This window comes from Mycobacterium sp. (genome assembly GCF_039583805.1).
Lineage (GTDB): Bacteria > Actinomycetota > Actinomycetes > Mycobacteriales > Mycobacteriaceae > Mycobacterium.
Genome location: NZ_JAVKSH010000001.1, coordinates 18456 through 40730 on the forward strand (window position 1 = coordinate 18456; position 22275 = coordinate 40730).

Sequence of the window (22275 nt, forward strand, 5' to 3'; positions counted from 1 at the left end):
AGGTAGGGTTGCCGCGTGATCTCCAAAGTGCTGGTGGCCAATCGCGGAGAGATCGCGGTCCGCGCGTTTCGCGCCGCCTACGAACTGGGCATCGCCACCGTCGCCGTCTACCCCTACGAGGACCGCAACTCGGTGCACCGGCTCAAGGCCGATGAGTCCTACCAGATCGGCGAGATCGGGCACCCGGTCCGGGCGTACCTGTCGGTCGACGAGATCGTCGGCACCGCCCGTCGCGCCGGGGCCGACGCCGTCTATCCCGGATACGGGTTCTTGTCGGAGAATCCGGAACTGGCCGACGCCTGCGCGGCGGCCGGGATCACGTTCGTGGGCCCCGATGCCGCGGTGCTCAAGCTGGCCGGCAACAAATCCCGGGCGATCGCCGCGGCACGCGAGGCCGGCCTGCCGGTGTTGACGTCCTCGACGCCGTCGGTCTCGGTGGACGAGTTGGTGGCCGCCGCGTCCGACCTGGCGTTCCCGTTGTTCGTCAAGGCCGTCGCTGGTGGTGGGGGCCGCGGCATGCGGCGGGTCACCGAGCCCGCGGCGCTGCCGGACGCGATCGAAGCAGCCAGCCGCGAGGCCGAGTCGGCGTTCGGGGATCCGACCGTCTATCTCGAGCAGGCGGTCGTCAACCCGCGCCACATCGAGGTGCAGATCCTGGCCGACGCGCAGGGCAACGTGATCCACCTCTACGAGCGGGACTGCAGCCTGCAGCGCCGCCATCAGAAGGTCATCGAGCTGGCGCCCGCACCGAACCTGAATCCGCAACTGCGCCAGCGAATCTGCGACGACGCGGTCGCGTTCGCCCGCCACATCGGCTACAGCTGCGCGGGCACCGTGGAGTTTCTGCTCGACGAGCGCGGCGAGCACATGTTCATCGAGATGAACCCGCGCATCCAGGTCGAGCACACCGTCACCGAGGAGATCACCGACGTCGACCTGGTGGCGTCGCAACTGCGCATCGCCGCCGGCGAGACCCTCGCGGACTTGGGTTTGCCGCAGGAAGCGATCACGCCGCACGGCGCGGCGCTGCAGTGCCGGATCACCACCGAGGACCCGGCCAACGGGTTCCGGCCCGACACCGGCCGGATCACGGCCTACCGCACGCCCGGCGGTGCGGGCATCCGGCTGGACGACAGCACCAACCTCGGCGCCGAGGTCAGCGCGCACTTCGACTCGATGCTGGTCAAGATGACCTGCCGGGGCCGCGACTTCGCCACTGCGGTCACCCGGGCGCGGCGCGGGGTCGCCGAGTTTCGGATCCGCGGTGTCGCGACGAATATCCCGTTCCTGCAAGCGGTTTTGGACGATCCCGATTTCGCGGCCGGGCGGATCACCACGTCGTTCATCGAGGAGAGGCCGCAGCTGTTGACGGCGCGATCCTCGGCCGACCGCGGCACCAAGATCCTGAACTACCTGGCCGATGTCACCGTCAACAAGCCGCACGGCTCGCGGCCGTCGGCGGTGTACCCGCAGGACAAGCTGCCCGACATCGACCTGTCGGCGGCGCCGCCGCACGGGTCCAGGCAGCGGTTGATGCAGCTGGGTCCGGACGGCTTCGCGCGCTGGCTGAGGACGTCGGCGGCTGTCGGTGTCACCGAGACGACCTTCCGCGACGCGCACCAGTCGCTGCTGGCCACCCGGGTGCGGACCAGCGGCATGCTGATGGTGGCGCCCCACATCGCCCGGCTCACCCCGCAGCTGTTGTCGATGGAGTGCTGGGGCGGGGCGACATACGATGTGGCGCTGCGGTTTTTGAAGGAGGATCCCTGGGAGCGGCTGGCCGCGCTGCGCGAGGCGCTGCCCAACATCTGCCTGCAGATGCTGCTGCGGGGCCGCAACACCGTCGGGTACACGCCCTATCCCGAGGTGGTGACGTCGGCGTTCGTGGCGGAGGCCACGGCGACCGGGATCGACATCTTCCGGATCTTCGACGCGCTGAACAACGTCGACTCGATGCGCCCGGCCATCGACGCGGTACGGGAAACCGGTTCTGCGATAGCCGAAGTCGCGATGTGCTACACCGGCGATCTGTCCGACCCCGACGAGCGCCTCTACACGCTGGACTACTACCTCACACTCGCCGAGCAGATCGTCGACGCCGGTGCGCACGTGCTGTGCATCAAAGACATGGCCGGGCTGTTGCGGCCGCAGGCGGCGCGGCAGCTGATCGGCGCGCTGCGTAGCCGGTTCGACCTGCCGGTGCACGTGCACACCCACGACACGCCGGGCGGCCAGCTCGCGACTTACGTGGCGGCCTGGCACGCCGGAGCGGACGCGGTCGACGGGGCCGCCGCACCGTTGGCCGGAACCACCAGCCAGCCCGCGCTGAGCTCGATCGTGGCCGCCGCGGCGCACACCGACTTCGACACCGGGTTGTCACTGGCGGCGGTGTGCGGTTTGGAGCCGTATTGGGAGGCGCTGCGAAAAGTGTACGGGCCGTTCGAATCCGGGCTGGCCGGGCCGACGGGGCGGGTGTACCACCACGAGATTCCCGGCGGGCAGCTGTCCAACCTGCGCCAGCAGGCCATCGCGCTGGGGCTGGGTGACCGGTTCGAAGACGTCGAGGACGCCTACGCCGCGGCCAACCGGCTGCTGGGCCGACCGGTCAAGGTGACACCGTCGTCGAAGGTGGTCGGCGATCTGGCGCTGGCGTTCGTCGGCGCCGGCATCAGTCCTGACGAATTCGCCTCGGACCCCGCACGATTCGACATCCCCGAATCGGTGCTGGGGTTTCTGCGCGGCGAGCTGGGTGATCCGCCGGGAGGCTGGCCCGAGCCGCTGCGCACCGCGGCGCTGGCGGGCCGTGCGGAGGCCAAGCCGGCGCCGCAGCTCTCCGCCGGCGACGAGGCCGCGCTGGCCTCGGCCGGCACCACCCGGCAGGCGACCCTCAACCGGTTGTTGTTCCCAAGCCCCACGAAGGAATTCGAGGAACACCGGGAGGCTTTCGGCGACACGTCGCAGCTGTCGGCCAACCAGTTCTTCTACGGCCTGCGCCAGGGTGACGAGCACCGGGTGACGCTGGAACCCGGGGTCGAGTTGCTGATCGGGTTGGAGGCCATCTCCGAGCCCGACGAACGCGGTATGCGGACGGTGATGTGCATCATCAACGGTCAGCTGCGACCCGTCGAGGTGCGTGACCGCAGCATTGCCGAGACGGTGCCGGCCGCCGAGAAAGCCGACCGGGGCGCTCCCGGCCAGATCGCGGCGCCGTTCGCCGGGGTGGTCACCGTGAGCGTCGCCGCCGGCGACCAGGTCCGCGCCGGCCAGACCGTCGCCACCATCGAGGCCATGAAGATGGAGGCCCCGATCACCGCGCCCGCCGACGGCACCGTGGCACGGGTGGCGGTGTCGGCCACCGCCCAGGTGGAGGGCGGAGACCTGCTGGTGGTGGTGAGCTGACCGCGCCGGCGACGATGCAGTGCGAAGCGATGGGGAGGAGCGGCGCTTATGGTTCGGATCGTCGGCGGCGTCGCCGGGGGACGCCGCATCGCGGTCCCGCCGCGGGGTGTCCGGCCCACCACCGATCGGGTGCGCGAGTCGCTGTTCAACGTGGTGACCGCCCGGCTCGACCTGACCGGGATGGCGGTGCTGGACCTCTACGCCGGTTCGGGCGCGCTGGGTCTCGAGGCGCTGTCCCGGGGCGCCGTGTCGGCGCTGTTCGTCGAAGCCGATCGACGGGCCTGCGCTGTCATCGCCCGCAACATCGCGGCATTGGGTCTGCCCGGTGCCACGCTGCGCCGGGGCACCGCGGCAGCGGTCCTGGCGGCGGGAACCCCCTCTGCCGTGGACCTCGTGCTGGTCGACCCGCCCTACGACGTGGACGCCGCCGAAGTCGAGGCCGTTCTGGCCGCGCTGAGCGTTTACGGCTGGGTACGCGCGGGCGCCGTCGCGGCCGTCGAGCGTCCGGCCGGCCGCGCGCCGCTGACCTGGCCGGCCGGCTGGTACACGTGGTCGGCCCGCGAGTACGGCGACACCCGGTTGGAGCTGGCCGAACACGGCTGCGGCACCGTGTAGCGTCGTCGGTCATGAGCGGCGCGGTGTGCCCGGGGTCGTTCGACCCGGTGACGTTGGGCCACGTCGACGTCTTCGAGCGTGCCGCGGCCCAGTTCGACGAAGTCGTCGTGGCAATCCTGGTCAATCCCAACAAGGCCGGCATGTTCGACCTCGACGAGCGGATCGCGATGATCAACGAGTCGACTGCCCACCTGCCGAACCTGCGGGTGGAGGCCGGAGAAGGTCTGGTGGTCGACTTCGTGCGGTCCCGGGGGATGACCGCGATCGTCAAGGGTCTGCGCACCGGCACCGACTTCGAATACGAGCTGCAGATGGCGCAGATGAACAAGCATATCGCCGGCGTGGACACGTTCTTCGTGGCGACCACGCCGCAGTATTCGTTCGTGTCGTCGTCGCTGGCCAAAGAGGTCGCGATGCTCGGCGGTGACGTGTCACATCTGTTGCCCGAGCCGGTGAATCGCCGGCTGCGGGAGAAGTTGCATTCCTGAGGCGCCGACGGTTGGACCCCCATCTCGCATCCGCCGAACCGGACCACTTACGGCGGGCACATGTGGGCGCACATCCTGCTCGATCAACTGTGCGGCGAGGAGGCGGACTTCTGGGCGGCGGTCCGTGACCCACGCCGCAGTGTTCGTTCGTGTCCTCGTCGCCGGCCGAGGAGGTCGCGTCGATGGGCGGGCCCTGATCACTGAGCTAGAAGTCTCAGAAAACAACCGTCTGGTTGTCGTGCACGATGATGCGGTCCTGGCAGTGCCAGTGCACCGCACGGGACAGCACCGCCCGCTCGACGTCGGCGCCGAGACGCACCAGGTCGTCGACGGTGTGGGTGTGGTTGACCCGCACCACATCCTGCTCGATGATCGGCCCCTCGTCGAGGACCTCGGTCACGTAGTGGGCGGTCGCGCCGACCAGTTTGACGCCGCGTTCGCGGGCCCGCTTGTACGGGGCCGCGCCGATGAAGGCCGGCAGGAACGAATGATGGATGTTGATCAGCGGACAGCCCACCGCGTCGAGGAACTCCGGGCTCAGTATTTGCATGTAGCGGGCCAGCACGACCAGATCCACGTTGCCGCGGAGCAGCTGAAGCTGCCGCTGTTCGGCGTCGGCGCGGGTGTCGCGGGTGGCGGGGAGATGGACGAACGGCACCCCGAACGGGCGCACGTGATCGGCCAGGTCGGGATGGTTGGCGATCACCATCACCACCGACATTTCGAGTTCACCACGACGGTTGCGCCACAACAGATCCAACAGGCAGTGGTCGTCCTTGGACGCCATGATCGCCACCCGCTTGGGTTTGGCGGCCTCGGTGAACCGGTAATCGATGGCGAACTGGCCGGCCAGGGTGCCCGCGAATTCCTGGTCCAGGTCGTCGATGGCGGCCGTCAGGCCGGGCAGATGAAAGATCGCACGTTGCAGGAATGTTCCGCCCTCCGGCGCGGTGGAGTGCTGATCCAGGGAGATGATGTTGGCGCCGGCCTTGGCCAAAAAGGCGCTCACCGCCGCGATCAGTCCGGGGCGGTCGGGGCAGCGCAACAGCAGTCGACCGATGTCGGCAGGGGGCGGGTGGCCGCCGGATGGTTGGGGGTAGTTGTCCTGCGCGGACTCGGAGCGCGCGGTCACGGCGCCTCCTTCAGCAGTGGGATACGACGATGGTGTTGCGGGAAGGGTACTGCCGGCGGCCGGATCGGGGATCCGACCCGCCGCTAGTCGACGTGGCACGAGCCGTGTCCGTCGTGCTGGCCGGGTGCGCCACCCATCATGCGCAGCATCGGCATGCCGCCCGTGGTGACGAACCGGACGACCAGCAGCGCCCCGACGACAAGAAAGACGATATTGAGCCAGGTGGTGTAGTTCCAGGAGATTCCGGCGCTCATGACGATCTCCCGGCGTTGGTTCGGTATGAGGTGCGCTGTGCCGAAGAGTAATTCGACGAGATAGCCCGCGGCGACCATGGCGGCGTAGAAGCTGCCCAGCAGCGTCAGCATCATCGTGGTGCCGTAGTACTTCCGGTAGATGTTCAGGATCGGCAGGATCAGCAGGTCGGCGAAGATGAACGCGATCACGCCGCCGAAGCTGATCCCGCCGTTCCACAGCACCGCGGCCAGCGGCACATTGCCGATAGAGCAGACGAACGAGGCCATGGCCACCAGCGGTCCCACTAGAGGACCCCAGAGCGCCGACAATACCGGGTGATGGACGAAAAAGAAGCGCTGCCAGAATGATTCGGGTACCCACGCCGCGATCGCGCCGGCCGTCAACAACCCGATGGCCAGATCGCGCACGATTGCCGACCATTCCATGACGAACACGTGCGAGACGGACGTCGACCCCTGCCGCGACAGCAGTCGTCGCCAAAACGAACCGCCCTCGGCGATCGACATGTCCATGGCCGCATGCCCTTCCATCGACCCGGCAAGTCCGCGCTCGGCCTGCCGGCGCGCGGCGTCGACGAGCCCCGGACGCACGAACGTCCGGAACAAGACGGCCAGTACGACGATCATCAGCGGTCCGCCGACGAACTCGGCGGCGGTGAACTGCCAGCCCATCAGCAGGGCCAGGATGATTCCGAGCTCCACCACGAGATTGGTGGAGCCGATCTCGAACGCCATGGCGGCGGTGAAGTCGGCGCCCTTGCGAAACAGCGACCGCGCCAGTGCCACCGCGGCATAGGAGCACGACGACGACGCCGCTCCCAACGCGGCCGCGACCGCCAGGGTGCGCGGCCGGTCGTCGCCCAGCACGGCCACGATCGCCGAGCGACGCACCACGGCCTGCACCACCGCCGACAGGGCGAAGCCCAGGATCAGTGCCCACAGAATTTCCCAGGTCATCGATCCGGCGAGGGCCAGCGCGTGACCGATGGCGTTCAGTGCGTCGTCCACCATGAGAACCTCCCTGTGCCGGCGTGTGTGGCGCCGCCACGACGCACGACGATTGCCCGCTATTCGCTCAAACCGACATTTCGCTCAAACTGACATAATGACGCCACGTGTGCAGGTGCGTGGCACCGCATTGCCGAAAAGTCCGACACACCGACAGCGCAGCACGGTCACAGACGTAACACCAGGCACACTGGTAACAACAACGATGCCGGAGAGGTGCAAGCCGTGTACCGAGTTTTTGAAGCGCTCGACGAACTGGGCGCCATTGTCGAGGAAGCCCGCGGCGTGCCGATGACGGCCGGATGTGTGGTGCCCCGCGGCGACGTGCTCGAGCTGATCGATGACATCAAGGATGCCATTCCCGGCGAACTGGACGACGCGCAGGACGTGCTGGACACCCGCGACTCGCTGCTGCACGACGCCAAGATGCATGCCGACTCCATGGTGTCCTCGGCGACCACGGAGGCAGAGTCGCTGCTCAACCACGCCCGCGTCGAAGCCGACCGGTTGTTGTCCGACGCCAAGTCACAGGCCGACCGGATGGTCGCCGAGGCTCACCAGCACAGCCAGCAGATGGTCGCCGAGGCGCGCGACGAGGCGGCCCGCATCGCGGCGGCGGCCAAACGCGACTACGAAGCCACCACCGGGCGCGCCAAGGCCGAAAGCGACCGGCTCGTCGAGAACGGCAACATCTCCTACGAGAAAGCCGTCCAAGAAGGCATCAAAGAGCAACAGCGCCTGGTGTCGCAGACCGAGATCGTGAACTCGGCCACCGCCGAAGCCACCCGACTCATCGACTCGGCGCACGCCGAAGCCGACCGGCTGCGCGGCGAATGCGACATCTACGTCGACTCCAAGCTGGCCGAGTTCGAGGAGTTCCTCAACGGGACGCTGCGCTCGGTGAACCGCGGGCGCCACCAGCTGCGCACCGCGGCCGGCACCCACGACTATGCGACGCGTTAAGCGCAGGACGGGCCGCCCGTAGAATTGCGGGCATGCCACGGCAGCACGGCCCCACCGCGCGTTCGCCGTTGACGGTCACGATCAGCCGGTTGGGGCGACGGCCGGGAGCGACGTTCTCGGTACGCGAAACGGTGCCCAGCCCGTCCCGGATCGGGCTGGACCTGATCGCGATCGAGCCCGGTTCCCCGTTGGAGTTGGACCTTCGGGTCGAGTCGGTGTCTGAAGGTGTGCTGGTGACCGGGACGCTGGACGCGCCCACCGCCGGTGAGTGCGCCCGGTGTCTGACGCCGATCATCGGGCGCGTGCAGGTCGGTCTCACCGAACTGTTCGCCTACCCCGACAGCGCCCTCGCCGACAGCGCCCTCGCCGACAGCGCCACCGACGCCGACGAGCTCGGCCGGGTCGTCGACGACGTCGTCGACCTCGAGCAGCCCATCATCGACGCGGTCGGACTGGAGCTGCCGTTCGCGCCGGTGTGCCGGGCGGACTGCCCGGGGCTGTGCCTGGACTGCGGGGTGGCGTTGGCCGCCGCCGAGCCCGGGCATCGCCACGACCACATCGACCCGCGCTGGGCCCGGCTCGCCGGGATGGTGCCACCCCAGCCCGGGTCACCGACGTGAGCGACCTTCTCGACGCGCTCGGCGTCGACCTGCCCGACGAGTTGTTCACCATGGCGTTGACGCACCGCAGCTACGCCTACGAGCACGGCGGCCTGCCCACCAACGAGCGGTTGGAGTTCCTCGGCGACGCGGTCCTCGGGCTGACCATCACCGACGAGCTTTTTCGCCGCCACCCGGACCGCTCCGAGGGGGACCTGGCCAAGCTGCGTGCGAGCGTCGTCAACACCACGGCTCTGGCCGACGTCGCCCGCGGCCTGACCGACGACGGACTCGGCGCGCACCTGCTGCTGGGGCGGGGCGAGGTCAACACCGGCGGATTCGACAAGTCCAGCATCCTTGCCGACGGGATGGAGTCTCTGCTGGGCGCGATCTACCTGCACCACGGCATGGAGGTCACCCGCGGAGTCATTCTCCGATTGTTCGGCTCGCTGCTCGAGACCGCGCCCACGCTGGGCGCCGGCCTGGACTGGAAGACCAGCCTGCAGGAGCTGACCGCCGCCCGCGGCCTGGGCGCACCGTCATACCTGGTCACCTCGACCGGCCCGGACCACGACAAGGAGTTCACCGCCGCCGTCGTCGTCAACGACACCGAATACGGGTCCGGGGTGGGCCGATCCAAAAAGGAAGCCGAGCAGAAGGCCGCGGCCGCGGCCTACACCACCCTGGACAGCGCCCTGACCGGGGGAACGCCCGGCTAGATGCCCGAGCTGCCCGAGGTCGAGGTGGTGCGGCGCGGCCTGGCCGCGCACGTGGCCGGCAAGACCATCACCGCGGTGCGGGTGCACCACCTGCGCGCGGTGCGCCGCCACCAAGCCGGCCCCGCCGACCTGACGGCACGGCTGCTGGGCGCGCGGATCAGCGGCACCGGCCGGCGCGGCAAGTACCTGTGGCTGGTCCTCGGGGATGAGGCGCTGGTGGTCCACCTCGGGATGAGCGGGCAGATGCTGCTCGGCCCCGTTCCCCGCGCCGACCATGTGCGCATCGCCGCCCTGCTCGACGACGGCACCGCGCTGAGCTTCGTCGACCAGCGCACCTTCGGCGGGTGGCTGCTGGCCGATCTGGTCACCGTCGACGGCAGCGTGCTGCCGGCGCCGGTCGCGCACCTGGCCCGCGATCCGCTGGACTCGCGCTTCGACGCGGACGCCGTGGTCAACGTGTTGCGCCGCAAGCATTCCGAGATCAAACGCCAGCTGCTCGACCAGACGGTGGTGTCGGGGATCGGCAACATCTACGCCGACGAGGCGCTGTGGCGGGCGCAGCTGCACGGCTCCCGCATCGCGGCCAGGCTGACCCGCCGGCAGCTGGCGGCGGTGCTGGCGGCGGCCGCCGATGTGATGCGTGACGCGTTGGCCCAGGGCGGCACGTCGTTCGATTCGCTGTACGTCAACGTCAACGGTCAGTCCGGCTACTTCGACCGCTCGCTGAACGCCTACGGCCAGGCCGACCGGCCCTGCCGGCGGTGCGGCGCGGCGATCCGCCGGGAGAAGTTCATGAACCGCTCGTCGTACTACTGTCCGCGCTGCCAGCGCCGACCGCGGCGATGACCCGCTGAGATTGAACCCACGCAGGCCGCTAAGCTCGCACGTTCGCTGCCTGAGTTCAATCTCGGCGCAGAATGAGCCCATGACGCAACTGTGGGTACAACGCACCGGGGTTCGCCGCGACACCGGGCGCAGCTCCCGGGGCGCTCAGGTGCTGGTCGGCTCCGAGGACGTCGACGGCGTCTTCACCCCAGGCGAGCTGCTCAAGATCGCGCTCGCGGCGTGCAGCGCAATGGCCACCGACCACCCGCTGGCCCGCCGCCTCGGCGACGACGACACGGCCACCATCCGGGTGTCCGGTGCCGCCGACCGCGATCAGGAGCGCTATCCGCTGCTGGAGGAGACGTTCGATGTCCCCGATGGCCGAGGTCGCCGATGGCCGAACCTGACGTCCGGCGCACCGCCCGGGTGCACGGGCGGCTGCAGGTCGTTGCCGACTGGTCGCAGCGCGGCGAAACGATCGACGGCTTCACCGAGCGGTAGTCTGCGCCACGTGCACCTGAAGAGTCTGACGTTGAAGGGCTTCAAGTCCTTCGCCGCGCCGACGACTCTGCGCTTCGAGCCGGGCATCACCTGCGTGGTCGGCCCCAACGGCTCGGGCAAATCCAACGTGGTCGACGCCCTGGCCTGGGTGATGGGGGAGCAGGGCGCCAAGACGTTGCGCGGCGGCAAGATGGAAGACGTCATCTTCGCCGGAACCAGCTCGCGGCCGCCGCTGGGCCGCGCCGAAGTCACCGTCACCGTCGACAACGCCGACCACGCGCTGCCGATCGAGTACGCCGAGGTGTCGATCACCCGCCGGATGTTCCGCGACGGCGCCAGCGAATACGAAATCAACGGCGCCAGTTGCCGTTTGATGGACGTCCAGGAGCTGCTGAGCGACTCCGGGATCGGCCGCGAGATGCACGTCATCGTCGGGCAGGGCAAGCTGGAGGAGATCTTGGCGTCGCGGCCCGAGGATCGCCGGGCGTTCATCGAAGAAGCCGCCGGCGTGCTCAAGCACCGCAAACGCAAAGACAAGGCCGTCCGCAAACTGGACGCGATGGCCGCCAACCTGGCCCGCCTCACCGACCTGACCACCGAGCTGCGTCGCCAGCTCAAACCGTTGGGCCGGCAGGCCGACATGGCCCGCCGGGCGGCCACCATCCAGGCCGACCTGCGCGACGCCCGGCTGCGGCTGGCCGCCGCCGACGTCGTCACCCGGCAGGCCGAACTGGCCGGAACCGCCGACGTCGAGGCGACGCTGCGCCGCGAGCATGACGAGGTCGCCGGCCGGCTGGCGGTGGCCTCCGACGTGCTCGCCGACCACGAGGCGGCGTCGGCCGAGCTCGCGCAGCGGGCCGAGTCGGTGCAGCAGACCTGGTTCGCGTTGTCCGCACTCGCCGAACGAGTCAGCGCCACGGTGCGCATCGCCCGCGAGCGGGCGATGCATCTCGATGTCGAGCCGGCCGCCACCGGCGGCGCCGACCCGGATGCGCTGGAGGCCGAGGCCCAGCGGGTGGCCGACGCCGAGCAGTGGCTGCTGACCGAGCTGGCCGCGGCACGGACCCGGCTGGAGGCCGCCCGGGCGGAGCTGGACCACCGTGAACGCGGCGCCGCCGACGCCGAGCAGGCGCACCTGGCGGCCGTCCGCGCCGAGGCCGACCGGCGCGAGGGCCTGGCCCGGCTGGCCGGCCAGGTGGAGACCATGCGCGCCCGGGTCGAGTCGATCGACGACAGCGTTGCCACGCTGTCGCAGCGCATCGAGGGGGCCGCCGCCCGCGCCCAGCAGGCCCGGGCCGATTTCGAGACGGTGCAGGGCCGGGTCGGCGAACTCGACCAGAGCGAAGTCGGTCTCGACGAGCACCACGAGCGGATGGTGGCGGCGTTGCGTCTTGCCGACGAGCGCGTCGCCGAACTGCAGGCCGCCGAGCGCAGCGCCGAACGCCAGGTCGCGTCGTTGCGGTCTCGCATCGAGGCGTTGGCCGTCGGGCTGGACCGCAAGGACGGTACCGCGTGGCTGGCCGAAAACCGTCGTGATGCGGGGGTTTTCGGGACTATCGCCAAGCTGGTCAGGGTGCGGTCGGGCTACGAGACGGCGCTGGCGGCGGCACTCGGTGCGGCCGCCGACGCGGTGGCCGCCGAGAGCTTCGGCGCGGCCCGCTCGGCGGTCGTCGCACTCAAGCAGGCCGACGGCGGCCGCGCCGCCATCGTGCTGGGCGACTGGCCTGCCCCCGACGACGCGCCGGCCGGCGCCCCGGTCGACGGCGGCCACTGGGCCCTAGACCTCGTCGAGGTGCCAGCTCGACTGCGCGGGGCGATGACAGCGATGCTGTCGGGGGTCGCGGTGGTCGCCGACCTGGCGGCGGCGTTGGACCTGGTGGCCGCACAGCCTCGGCTGCGGGCGGTCACCCTGGACGGCGACCTGGTGGGCGCCGGCTGGCTCAGCGGCGGGTCGGACCGCAAACCGTCGACGCTGGAGATCGCCAGCGAGATCGACAAGGCCCGCGCCGAGCTGGCCGCCGCCGAGGCGCAGGCCGGCCGGCTGGCCGCGGCGCTGTCCGGCGCGCTGACCGAACAGGCCGCCCGCCAGGACGCCGCCGAGCAGGCGCTGGCCGCGCTCAACGAATCCGACGTGGCCATCGCGGCGATCTACGAGCAGCTGGGGCGGCTCGGCCAGGACGCGCGCAGCGCCGAGGAGGAGTGGCACAGGCTGCTGGGGCAACGCAACGAGTTGGAGGCCGGCCGCGCCGCGGCCCTCGACGAGCTGGGCGAGCTGGAGGCCCGGCTGCATAACGCCGAGGCGCCGCAGATTTCCGCGGCCGGGCCGGCCGACCAGCAGGAGATCGACGCCGCCCGGGCCGGGGTGGAGGCCGCGCGCGGCGCCGAGGTCGAGGCGCGGCTGGCGGTGCGCACCGCCGAGGAGCGTGCCGATGTTGTTCGCGGGCAGGCGGATTCGTTACGCCGCGCGGCCACCGCCGAGCGGGAGGCGCGACTGCGCGCCCAGCAGGCCCGCGCCGCGCGCGAGCACGCCGCCGCGGTCGCCGCCGCGGTCGCCGACTCCGGGCGGCTGCTGGCGGCAAGGCTGGACCAGGTGGTCGCCGCCGCCGCGGGCGACCGCGACGCGCTGGGCGCGCAACGCCGGCAACGCGCCGCCGCGATGGCGGCGGTCCGCGACGAGGTGAGCGCGCTGAACGCCCGACTCGCCGCGCTCACCGAGTCGCTGCACCGCGACGAGCTGGCTAAGGCGCAGGCGGCGCTGCGTCTCGAACAGCTCGAGCAGACAGTGCTCGAACAGTTCGGGATGGCGCCGGCGGACCTGGTCGCCGAATACGGTCCGGACGTGCCGTTGCCGCCCACCGAGCTCGAGGTCGCCGAGTACGAACAGGCCCGCGAACGCGGCGAACAGGTCAGCGCACCCACGCCGATGCCGTTCGACCGGCCCACCCAGGAGCGCCGCGCCAAGCGAGCCGAACGGGAGCTGGCCGAACTGGGCCGGGTCAATCCGCTGGCGCTGGAGGAGTTCGCCGCCCTGGAGGAGCGCTACAACTTCCTGTCCACCCAGCTGGAGGATGTCAAGGCCGCCCGCAGGGACCTGCTCGGCGTCATCGCCGACGTCGACGACCGCATCCTGCAGGTATTCACCGACGCCTACACCGATGTGGAACGCGAGTTCCGCGAGGTGTTCGCCACCCTGTTCCCGGGCGGGGAAGGCCGGCTGCGGCTCACCGACCCCGACGACATGCTGACCACCGGCATCGAGGTCGAGGCCCGTCCGCCCGGCAAGAACATCAAGCGGCTGTCGCTGCTGTCCGGCGGCGAGAAGGCGCTGACCGCGGTGGCGATGCTGGTCGCGATCTTCCGGGCCCGCCCGTCGCCGTTCTACATCATGGACGAGGTGGAGGCCGCGCTCGACGACGTCAACCTGCGCCGCCTGCTCGGGCTGTTCGAGCAGCTGCGGGCGCAGTCTCAGCTGATCGTCATCACCCACCAGAAGCCGACCATGGAGGTGGCCGACGCGCTGTACGGGGTGACCATGCGCGACGACGGCATCAGCGCGGTGATCTCGCAGCGGATGCGCGGCCAGGCCGTCGAGCAGCTGGTCGGCACACCGGGATAGACCGGCATGGCTCAACAGCACCGGTAGCCACACCTGCACCGGCTCCCGACCATGACATGGTGCTGCAAAGCGATGGCGCATGCGATATCACAGGCGGGCGTTTCCTGCGTCGATGCGAACGCGATATCGCCCGCGATATCAACCCGGAGCAGATATGTGTCCTCCGGCTGGCGACTGCTGTGGTTGTTGAGACTCCTGAGGCCCAGTCACTCGGCCAGAGCGTCGCACCCCGCCCGTGTCAGGGGCCGCTCGGCTGCGTCTCGCGACCCTGGAACAATGGCGCGGTGCCTCAAGGTCTCTGGATCGCGATCGCGGTCGCCGCCGCACTGCTGGTCGCCACCGCACTGAGCTTCGGCCTCGTCCGCTACCGCGCGCGCCGGATCAGCCTGGCGGCGCCCGAGCAGGCCCCCGACCGCTCCGGCGGCTACGCCGCCGCGTCGGGCATTACCTTCACCCAAACCTTCACCCAAACGCAGCGACTGGACACCACCGGGTTTCCCGGTGTCGGGGATGACGCGGCCATCCCGCGCGACGCACCCAAGCGCACGATCACCGACATCGAACTGCCCGAACCCGATACTGCCACGGCGACAACGGAAATCGAGGCCATCGCGCCACCGGAGGGCCGGCTGGAACGGCTGCGCGGCCGGCTCGCGAAATCACAGAACACCCTCGGCCGCAGCATGCTGGGCCTGCTCGGCGGCGGTGACCTCGACGAGGACTCCTGGCAGGACGTCGAGGACACCCTGCTGGTCGCCGACCTGGGTCCGGCGGCGACGGCGTCGGTGGTCGCGCAGCTGCGCAGCGAACTGGCCGGCAGAAACGTGCGCACCCAGGCCGACGCCCGGGCGGTGCTACGCGAGGTGCTGGTCAACGAGCTGCGCCCCGACCTGGACCGCTCGGTCCGCGCGCTGCCGCACCCCGACCACCCGGCGGTGCTGCTGGTCGTCGGGGTGAACGGAACCGGCAAGACCACCACCGTCGGCAAGCTGGCCCGCGTGCTGGTCGCCGACGGCCGCCGTGTCGTGCTGGGCGCCGCCGACACCTTCCGGGCCGCCGCCGCCGACCAACTGCAGACCTGGGCCTCCCGGGTAGGCGCCGACGTGGTGCGCGGAGCAGAGGGCGCCGACCCTGCCGCGGTCGCGTTCGACGCCGTCGACAAGGGCATCGCCGCCGGCGCCGACGTCGTCGTCATCGACACCGCCGGCCGGCTGCACACCAAAACCGGGCTGATGGACGAACTCGGCAAGGTCAAACGTGTGGTGAGCAAACGCGCCGCCGTCGACGAGGTGCTGCTGGTGCTCGACGCCACCATCGGTCAGAACGGGCTGGCGCAGGCGAAGGTGTTCGCCGAGGTGGTCGACATCACCGGTGCGGTGCTGACCAAGCTGGACGGAACCGCCAAGGGCGGCATCGTGTTTCGGGTCCAGCAGGAACTGGGCGTGCCGGTGAAGATGGTCGGGCTCGGGGAGGGGCCCGACGACCTCGCGCCGTTCGAACCGGCCGCTTTCGTCGACGCGCTGCTCGGCTGACCCGGCTCCGCGTGAGCGCTCCGTAACCGGGGCGAAATCCGGCGGTGCCGTCGTTGGAAACAACCATTGCGCAAGGTCTGTCCAGGGTCTTGGCACCGGGCGGTCGCTGTTCCCTGCCCCGTAATGGCCTGGCGCCGAAGGAGGTCAGCGCGCGTGGAGCATTTCCCGACGATGGGCGTGCCGAACACCGGCGACACCGCCTGGATGCTGACCAGCTCGACGCTGGTGCTGTTGATGACGCCGGGGCTGGCGTTTTTCTACGGCGGCATGGTCCGCGCCAAGAGCGTGCTGAACATGATCATGATGAGCATCAGCGCGATGGGCGTGGTGACCGTGTTGTGGGTGCTCTACGGCTATTCGCTGGCCTTCGGCGATGACGTCGGCAACGTCGCCGGCAACCCGGCCGAATACTTTGGCCTGAAGGGCCTCATCGGTGTCAACGCCGTCCCGGCCGGTCCGGGCGGCTCGACCCCGGCGGTTGAGATCCCGCTGGCCGGCAGCGTGCCGCAAACCGTGTTCGTGGCGTTTCAGCTGATGTTCGCGATCATCACGGTGGCGCTGATCTCCGGCGCGGTGGCGGACCGGTTGAAGTTCGGCAGCTGGATGCTCATCGCCGGACTGTGGGTCACCGTCGTCTACTTTCCGGTCGCCCACTGGGTCTTCGACTTCGACGGTGTCGTCTCGGCCCACGGCGGCTGGATCGCCAACAAGCTGCATGCCATCGACTTCGCCGGGGGGACCGCCGTCCATATCAACGCCGGCGTCGCCGCCCTGATCCTGGCGATCATCCTCGGAAAGCGCCAGGGCTGGCCCAAAACGCCGATGCGCCCGCACAATTTGCCCTTCGTCATGCTCGGCGCCGGACTGCTGTGGTTCGGCTGGTACGGGTTCAACGCCGGTTCGGCCGGCAGCGCAAACGGGGCGGCGGGGTCGACGTTCGTCACCACCACGATCGCTACTGCGGCCGCCATGCTCGGCTGGTTGCTCACCGAGCGTGTCCGGGACGGGCACGCCACCTCGCTGGGCGCGGCGTCGGGCATCGTGGCCGGCTTGGTTGCCATCACGCCGTCGTGTTCGTCGGTCAACGTCGTGGGCGCACTGGCGATCGGCGCGGTCGCCGGAGTCGTGTGCGCGTTGGCGGTAAGCCTGAAATACCGGCTCGGCTTCGACGACTCGCTCGACGTGGTCGGGGTGCATCTGGTCGGCGGCCTGGCGGGCACCCTGCTGGTCGGCCTGTTCGCGGCGCCGGAGACCGTCGCAATCGCCGGGGTCGACGGCGTGTCGCCCGGGCTGCTCTACGGCGGCGGGTTCGCTCAACTGGGGAGGCAGTCGATCGGCGCCTTCAGCGTTCTTACCTATTCGGCGGCGCTCACCGCTATCTTGGCTCTGGCCGTGAAGTACACCATCGGGCTGCGCCTGGGCGCGGAGGACGAAGCCGCGGGTATCGACGAAGCTCAGCACGCTGAGAGCGGGTACGACCTCGCGGTCGTCGGCACTTCGGTTCTGGCACTCCCGGGTGAAGGGGAAAGAAAACATGAAGCTGATTACCGCGATCGTCAAGCCGTTCACGCTGGAAGACATCAAGTCCAGCCTTGAGGACGCCGGCGTGCTGGGGATGACGGTCAGCGAGGTCCGGGGTTACGGGCGGCAGAAGGGGCACACCGAGGTGTACCGCGGTGCTGAGTATTCGGTCGACTTCGTGCCGAAGGTGCGGATCGAGGTTCTGGTCGACGACTTCGCCGCGGACAAAGTCCTCGACGGCATCGTGCGGGCGGCACACACCGGCAAGATCGGCGACGGCAAAGTCTGGGTCACCCCGGTGGACACCGTTGTTCGGGTGCGCACCGGCGAACGCGGCACCGACGCCATATGACGTGGCCGTGCCGATCTGAACTGCGATGAGCTCATCCGGGTCGCCGGTTTACCCAGCAGAGGAAAATCACTGTGCCGCAACGGATTTAGTTGCCGCACGGCAAGCGCTGCTGGCCGAAGGTGGTGGCCGACTGGATGCGGCGGGGCTGCGCGAGGCGTGGGGACAGCTGCACGAATCCTGGCTGGCCGACAAAGCGGCCGAGATCGGCATCACGTCCGGCCGCGGTTTCGCCATCGTCGCAACCGGTTCACTGGGACGTCGCGAACTGCCGCCGCACTCCGACGTGGATCTGTTGCTGCTGCACGACGACATGCCCGCCGACGTCGTCGCGCACGTGGCAGATCAGCTGTGGTATCCGCTGTGGGACGCCAACATTCGCCTTGACCACAGCGTGCGCACCGTCGAGGGGACTCTGCGGGTCGCCGACGCCGACATGTCGGCCGGCCTGGCGCTGCTGGACGCACGCCACATCGCCGGAGACGAGCAGCTGTCGGCGGCGCTTGTCGCCGGCGTGCGGGGGCAGTGGCGGGCCGGAATCGCTTCCCGGTTCGGCGAACTGGTCGAAGCGACGCATTCGCGTTGGCGGCGCAGCGGCGAGATCGCTCACCGCGCCGAACCCGACCTCAAATGCGGCCGCGGCGGCCTGCGGGACGTCCAGTTGCTCGACGCACTGGCCGCAGCCCAGCTGGCCGACCGACTGGCGGACCGACTGACCGTCCGCCGGCCGGAAAACCCGACAGCAGGTTCGCTGCGCGACGCTTTCGTCACGATGCTCGACGTCCGCACCGAGTTGCATCGCGTCTCCGGCCGTGGGCATGACCTGCTGATGGCCCAGTATGCCGACGAGATCAGCGCCGCGCTGGACGCCGGCGACCGGTACGACCTGGCGCGGAAGTTGTCGGATGCGGCTCGCACCATCAGCTTTTCCGTCGACGCCGGGTTGCGGACGGCCGCCAACGCGTTGCCGCGGCGCGGCATGTCGATCGCACGGCCTCGGTTGCGTCGCCCGTTGGATGAGGGCGTGGTCGAGTACGCCGGGGAAATCGTGTTGGCTCGCAGGGGTTTTTCAGGGGCGCGGCCGGAACGCGATCCCGCTCTGGTGTTGCGGGTGGCCGCCGCCGCGGCCAGGACCGAGCTGCCCATCGCGGCATCCACGCTGAGCTGTTTGGCCGAGACCGCAGCCGACCTGCCCACGCCGTGGCCGGGCGAGGCGCTCGACGACTTGCTGGTGGTGCTTGCCGCCGGCCCGACCGCGGTGGCGATCATCGAGGCGCTCGACCGCACCGGGCTGTGGGGCCGGCTGTTCCCGGAATGGGACGCCGTTCGCGATCTTCCGCCACACGACGTCGTGCATATCTGGACGGTGGATCGTCATCTGGTCGAAACCGTGGCCCGGGCAAGCAGTTTCACCACCCGGGTGGCCCGCCCCGATCTGCTGTTGGTGGCCGCGCTGCTGCACGACATCGGGAAGGGCCGGGGAGGCGATCACAGCCGCATCGGAGCGCAGTTGGCCACTCGAATCGGTAGCAGGCTGGGGATGTGGCCGTCAGACGTCGAGATGCTGTCGAAACTGGTGGCACACCACCTGTTGTTGGCCAAAGTGGCCACTCGCCAAGACCTCGACGAGCCGGAAACGATTGCCGCCGTCGCCACAGCGCTTGACGGAGATCCGCTTGTCCTCGAGGTGCTGCACGCGCTGACCGAAGCCGATGCGTTGGCCACGGGCCCCGGGGTGTGGAGCGACTGGAAGGCGTCGTTGGTGGGCGACCTGGTGCGGCGTTGCCGACTGGTGATGGCCGGTGAGCCGCTACCGAAAGCCGACCCGATCCGCCCCGAATACCTCTCGCTGGTGGCCGACCGCGGGGTGCATGTCGAGGTAGGACACGGCAGCGGTTCGCGGACGTATCACGTGGCCATGATCGCCCCGGACCGACGCGGCCTGCTGTCCAAAGCCGCCGGCGTACTGGCGCTGAACTCGCTGCGAGTGCATTCGGCCTCGGTGAACATTCACGACGGTGTCGCGATCAACGAATTCGTGGTGTCGCCGCTGTTCGGTTCGCCGGCCGCCGCCGACCTGCTGCGTCAGCAGTTCGTCGGCGCGCTGAGCGGCGATCTCGACGTCTTGGGCATGCTGGAGCTGCGCGACTGTGCTCCCCACCCCACCCCGCCAGGTGACGTGCCGACCGGAGTACCGGTCCACGGCTCCGATACCCCGCCGCGAATTTTGTGGTTCGACAGCACGCCTGGCCGGCTGATCGTCGAAATCCGCGCCATCGACCGCGCCGGACTGCTCGCGCGACTCTCCAAGGCGCTTGAGTGCGCCGGAGTCGACATCGTCTGGGCAAAAGTCATCACGCTGGGGTTGATGGTCGACGATGTGTTCTGCGTTGAGTTGCCCAGCGGGGACAGCTCCGCTATCAGTGAGGCGATCGCGCGGGACTTATTCGTCACGCTGGGCGTCGCCGCGCATCAGACGACCACCTGCTTAGGCATCACGATCGGCTTGAAGCCGTAGCGCGGCGCACCCAAACCGAAGCCCCCGCGCCCGGCTGCGGCTCCTACCGGCATCCCCACCCCGGCGGGCACGGTGGACACTGCACCTGCTTCGTCGGCCGCGGCGGTCCAACCGGTGCCCGCCAATGTCGCAGGAGCTATCTCCGCCGGGGTGGCGGCGGACCAACCGGCCGGCACCGACAACCCGCCGATCGACGAGGCCGAGCCCAGGCCGGCCAACACCGGCGCGCCGGCGAGGCCGCCAAGCCCTGCCGTCCCCGCCGAACCGGCCAGAACCGATCCTCCGGCCAGGCCTGCGCCGAGCGTGCCGGCGCCGCCGACAGCTGATATTGGGGCTATGGCGGCAAAGGCGTGTCCGAACGTCACCCCGGAGCTGATGGACATCGGGATCCACCAACCCGCGCTATACACGGTGTTATTGACGATTTCCTGCACGAACGGGATGCCGAAGAAGCTGTTTATGGAGTTCAGGGCTCCGGTGAGTCCCGACGCGCCGGACGCGCTTGCCAGTGGTGAGGCGAGGCTTCCCATCGCGTGAGGTAAGCCGGAGATCACCTGTGACAGCTCCGTCTGCAGGCCGCCCGTGCTGGCCCCACTGACCGCGGCAGCTTGGGCGGCGATGCCCGACGGGTTGGTGATCGGCGCCGGGGAGCTCAACGGCTGCAATGTTCCCGCGCTCGCCGAGGAGGCCGCATAGCCGTACATGGCGGCGGCGTCTTGGGCCCACATCTCTGCGTAAATGGCCTCGTTGGCCAGAATCGCCGGGGTGTTCTGCCCCAGGATGTTCGCCGCTACCAGCGCCGCGAGCGCGGCCCTGTTGGCGGCGATCACCGGCGGGGGCACTGTCATCGCAAACGCGGCCTCAAAAGCGGCCGCAGAAGCCATGGCCTGGTTGGCTGCTTGCTGAGCGGCGGCAGCGGTGGCGTTCATCCACCCTATGTAGGGCGCGACCGCGGCGGCCATCGACGCCGAGGTCGGCCCCAGCCACTCCTCGCCGTTCAGCTGCGAGATCACCGACTCATACGAAGACGCAGTAGTGGTCAACTCGGCGGCCAGGCTGTTCCATGTTCCCGCGGCGGCCATCATAGGGCCCGATCCCGGGCCCGCGTACATCAGTCCGGAGTTGATCTCTGGGGGTAGTGCTCCGAAATCCATTTCTGTAATCCCGTCCTTGTAACCGATTCCAACCTTGTAACCGATTCCAACCTTGTAACCGATTCCAACCTTGTAACCGATTCCAACGCTGTCTAACTCGCCGTCCGATTGCTTAGCCGACCGCCGGCTTGGGCATCACTATGGGCTTGACGCCGTAGCGTGGCGCCCCGAAGCCGAACCCTCCGCGTCCGGCCGATGCCACCGACGGCATCCCGGCCGGCATGGTTGCCACCGGCGTGCTTTGCGGGGCCGCGGTGGTCGATCCTGCGCCCGCCAGCGTCGTCGGGGCAGTGCTCGACGCCGGCACCACTTCCCCGGCCCAACTCGGCGGCACAGACAACCCCCCGATCGACGACGCCTGACTCACTGCCGCCGACACCGGCATCGCACCGAAGCCGGCCGGGCCCGCTGGCCCTACCTCGCCCGCCAGCGCCGCTCCGCTAATGCCCGCCAAGCCGCCCAAATCGGCGACGCCCGCCGCGGGAGCATCGAGAAGACCGCCGCCTGCAAGCGCGAGCATGTCGGAAAATCCGGCGGCGAAGTTCCCGATTCCAATGTTCGTCATGTTCCCCAGGCTCCCGGACAAACCCAAGGGCCCAGTGTTTCCGAGTATCCCCGTGAGACTCGACGAACTTGACGATGAGCTAGACCCAAACAGCGAACCGAGGAGTCCGCCGAGGCCTGAACCGGACGAATCCGCCGCGGCCGAGTTGGCGGTTTCGGAGGCGTCATACGAATCCGCGCTGGTATCGAGCGTCTTCACGATCATCTCGTTAATCACCTTGGCGTTAGCGCTGATATGTTGGTACAGGTGGCCGTACGCGGAGAAAAGCGACGCCTGCAGCACTGACACTTGATCGGCGGCCGCGGGTATCACGCCAGTGGTTGTGGCGGCCGCGGCGGCGTTCTGGGCGGCCATTGCCGAGCCGATGGTTTCCAACTTGCTCGCGGCTGCGAGCAGTGCTTCAGGCCGTGTGGTCACAAAAGACATGGAGTTCTCCTCACAAGGACGCCCGTCGGAAAAATTGGGTGGCCCGCTGTAGCAGAGTGGACCTACCCGACTGCACGTCCACAAGGCTGCC

General features: G+C 69.4%; 16 protein-coding genes and 1 pseudogene. 13 read left to right on the forward strand and 4 right to left on the reverse strand.

All coding sequences use genetic code 11. The annotated features are described in order from the left end of the window. The first annotated feature begins 15 nt into the window (after window positions 1-15). The 3 genes from ABDW21_RS00095 to coaD are packed head-to-tail and all read left to right on the forward strand — an operon-like array spanning window position 16 to window position 4502. Entirely contained in the window at window positions 16-3399 is a 3384-nt protein-coding gene (locus tag ABDW21_RS00095) for a pyruvate carboxylase (protein ID WP_343599342.1), read from the forward strand. Window positions 3400-3447: 48 nt separating this feature from the next. Further along, a complete protein-coding gene (rsmD, locus tag ABDW21_RS00100; protein ID WP_343599341.1) occupies window positions 3448-4014 on the forward strand; it encodes a 16S rRNA (guanine(966)-N(2))-methyltransferase RsmD in 567 nt (188 codons plus the stop codon). 11 nt (window positions 4015-4025) lie between these two features. Next, window positions 4026-4502: a pantetheine-phosphate adenylyltransferase gene (gene coaD, locus ABDW21_RS00105; RefSeq protein ID WP_343599340.1), complete on the forward strand. Its 477-nt coding sequence runs from the start codon at window positions 4026-4028 to the stop codon at window positions 4500-4502. Window positions 4503-4716: 214 nt separating this feature from the next. On the opposite strand, the gene purU is transcribed toward coaD, so the two are convergent. Next, a complete protein-coding gene (purU, locus tag ABDW21_RS00110; protein WP_343599339.1) occupies window positions 4717-5634 on the reverse strand; it encodes a formyltetrahydrofolate deformylase in 918 nt (305 codons plus the stop codon). 83 nt (window positions 5635-5717) lie between these two features. After that, window positions 5718-6899 (reverse strand): permease, encoded by a 1182-nt coding sequence (locus ABDW21_RS00115; RefSeq protein WP_343599337.1) that lies wholly within the window; start codon window positions 6897-6899, stop codon window positions 5718-5720. A 222-nt stretch (window positions 6900-7121) separates the two neighbouring features. On the opposite strand from ABDW21_RS00115, the gene sepIVA reads away from it, so the two are divergent. The 10 genes and pseudogenes from sepIVA to ABDW21_RS00165 all read left to right on the forward strand — a co-directional run bounded on the left by sepIVA (window position 7122) and on the right by ABDW21_RS00165 (window position 20039). Continuing rightward, window positions 7122-7859: a cell division protein SepIVA gene (gene sepIVA, locus ABDW21_RS00120; protein WP_343599335.1), complete on the forward strand. Its 738-nt coding sequence runs from the start codon at window positions 7122-7124 to the stop codon at window positions 7857-7859. Window positions 7860-7891: 32 nt separating this feature from the next. Continuing rightward, on the forward strand, window positions 7892-8479 hold the full coding sequence (locus ABDW21_RS00125) for a DUF177 domain-containing protein (protein WP_343599333.1): 588 nt from the start codon (window positions 7892-7894) through the stop codon (window positions 8477-8479). Further along, window positions 8476-9177, forward strand: coding sequence for a ribonuclease III (gene rnc / locus ABDW21_RS00130; RefSeq protein WP_343599331.1), 702 nt, complete (start codon window positions 8476-8478; stop codon window positions 9175-9177). Before ABDW21_RS00125 ends, rnc begins: the two co-directional genes overlap by 4 nt. Beyond that, complete coding sequence (mutM, locus tag ABDW21_RS00135) at window positions 9178-10023, forward strand: bifunctional DNA-formamidopyrimidine glycosylase/DNA-(apurinic or apyrimidinic site) lyase (protein WP_343599329.1); 846 nt, start codon at window positions 9178-9180, stop codon at window positions 10021-10023. A gap of 79 nt (window positions 10024-10102) precedes the next feature. Continuing rightward, a pseudogene (locus ABDW21_RS00140) lies at window positions 10103-10375 on the forward strand (OsmC family peroxiredoxin); the annotation flags it as partial. A 138-nt stretch (window positions 10376-10513) separates the two neighbouring features. Continuing rightward, window positions 10514-14119 carry a chromosome segregation protein SMC gene (gene smc / locus ABDW21_RS00145; RefSeq protein ID WP_343599359.1) on the forward strand — a complete coding sequence of 1202 codons (3606 nt, stop codon included), beginning with the start codon at window positions 10514-10516 and terminating at the stop codon, window positions 14117-14119. A 284-nt stretch (window positions 14120-14403) separates the two neighbouring features. Beyond that, window positions 14404-15651, forward strand: a complete 1248-nt coding sequence (gene ftsY / locus ABDW21_RS00150) for a signal recognition particle-docking protein FtsY (RefSeq protein ID WP_343599327.1) — start codon at window positions 14404-14406, stop codon at window positions 15649-15651. Window positions 15652-15804: 153 nt separating this feature from the next. Continuing rightward, window positions 15805-17247 carry an ammonium transporter gene (locus tag ABDW21_RS00155; RefSeq protein ID WP_343599325.1) on the forward strand — a complete coding sequence of 481 codons (1443 nt, stop codon included), beginning with the start codon at window positions 15805-15807 and terminating at the stop codon, window positions 17245-17247. Then, complete coding sequence (locus ABDW21_RS00160; RefSeq protein WP_343599323.1) at window positions 17186-17524, forward strand: P-II family nitrogen regulator; 339 nt, start codon at window positions 17186-17188, stop codon at window positions 17522-17524. The genes ABDW21_RS00155 and ABDW21_RS00160 overlap by 62 nt, the downstream gene beginning before the upstream one ends. 25 nt (window positions 17525-17549) lie before the next feature. After that, complete coding sequence (locus ABDW21_RS00165) at window positions 17550-20039, forward strand: [protein-PII] uridylyltransferase (RefSeq protein ID WP_343599322.1); 2490 nt, start codon at window positions 17550-17552, stop codon at window positions 20037-20039. Here the strand turns inward: ABDW21_RS00165 and ABDW21_RS00170 are convergent. Further along, window positions 19994-21193 (reverse strand): PPE family protein, encoded by a 1200-nt coding sequence (locus ABDW21_RS00170; protein WP_343709899.1) that lies wholly within the window; start codon window positions 21191-21193, stop codon window positions 19994-19996. The genes ABDW21_RS00165 and ABDW21_RS00170 overlap by 46 nt on opposite strands. 112 nt (window positions 21194-21305) lie before the next feature. Then, on the reverse strand, window positions 21306-22184 hold the full coding sequence (locus tag ABDW21_RS00175) for a PE domain-containing protein (RefSeq protein WP_343599318.1): 879 nt from the start codon (window positions 22182-22184) through the stop codon (window positions 21306-21308). Between the last annotated feature and the right edge of the window lie 91 nt (window positions 22185-22275).

Bases quoted from the DNA above. Each gene is read 5' to 3' on its own strand.
- ABDW21_RS00165 (WP_343599322.1), top strand. From the start codon at position 17,550: ATGAGCTCATCCGGGTCGCCGGTTTACCCAGCAGAGGAAAATCACTGT.
- ABDW21_RS00160 (WP_343599323.1), top strand. From the start codon at position 17,186: ATGAAGCTGATTACCGCGATCGTCAAGCCGTTCACGCTGGAAGACATC.
- ABDW21_RS00125 (WP_343599333.1), top strand. From the start codon at position 7,892: ATGCCACGGCAGCACGGCCCCACCGCGCGTTCGCCGTTGACGGTCACG.
- ABDW21_RS00115 (WP_343599337.1), bottom strand. From the start codon at position 6,899: ATGGTGGACGACGCACTGAACGCCATCGGTCACGCGCTGGCCCTCGCC.
- coaD (WP_343599340.1), top strand. From the start codon at position 4,026: ATGAGCGGCGCGGTGTGCCCGGGGTCGTTCGACCCGGTGACGTTGGGC.
- ABDW21_RS00170 (WP_343709899.1), bottom strand. From the start codon at position 21,193: ATGGATTTCGGAGCACTACCCCCAGAGATCAACTCCGGACTGATGTAC.
- ABDW21_RS00175 (WP_343599318.1), bottom strand. From the start codon at position 22,184: ATGTCTTTTGTGACCACACGGCCTGAAGCACTGCTCGCAGCCGCGAGC.
- rsmD (WP_343599341.1), top strand. From the start codon at position 3,448: ATGGTTCGGATCGTCGGCGGCGTCGCCGGGGGACGCCGCATCGCGGTC.
- mutM (WP_343599329.1), top strand. From the start codon at position 9,178: ATGCCCGAGCTGCCCGAGGTCGAGGTGGTGCGGCGCGGCCTGGCCGCG.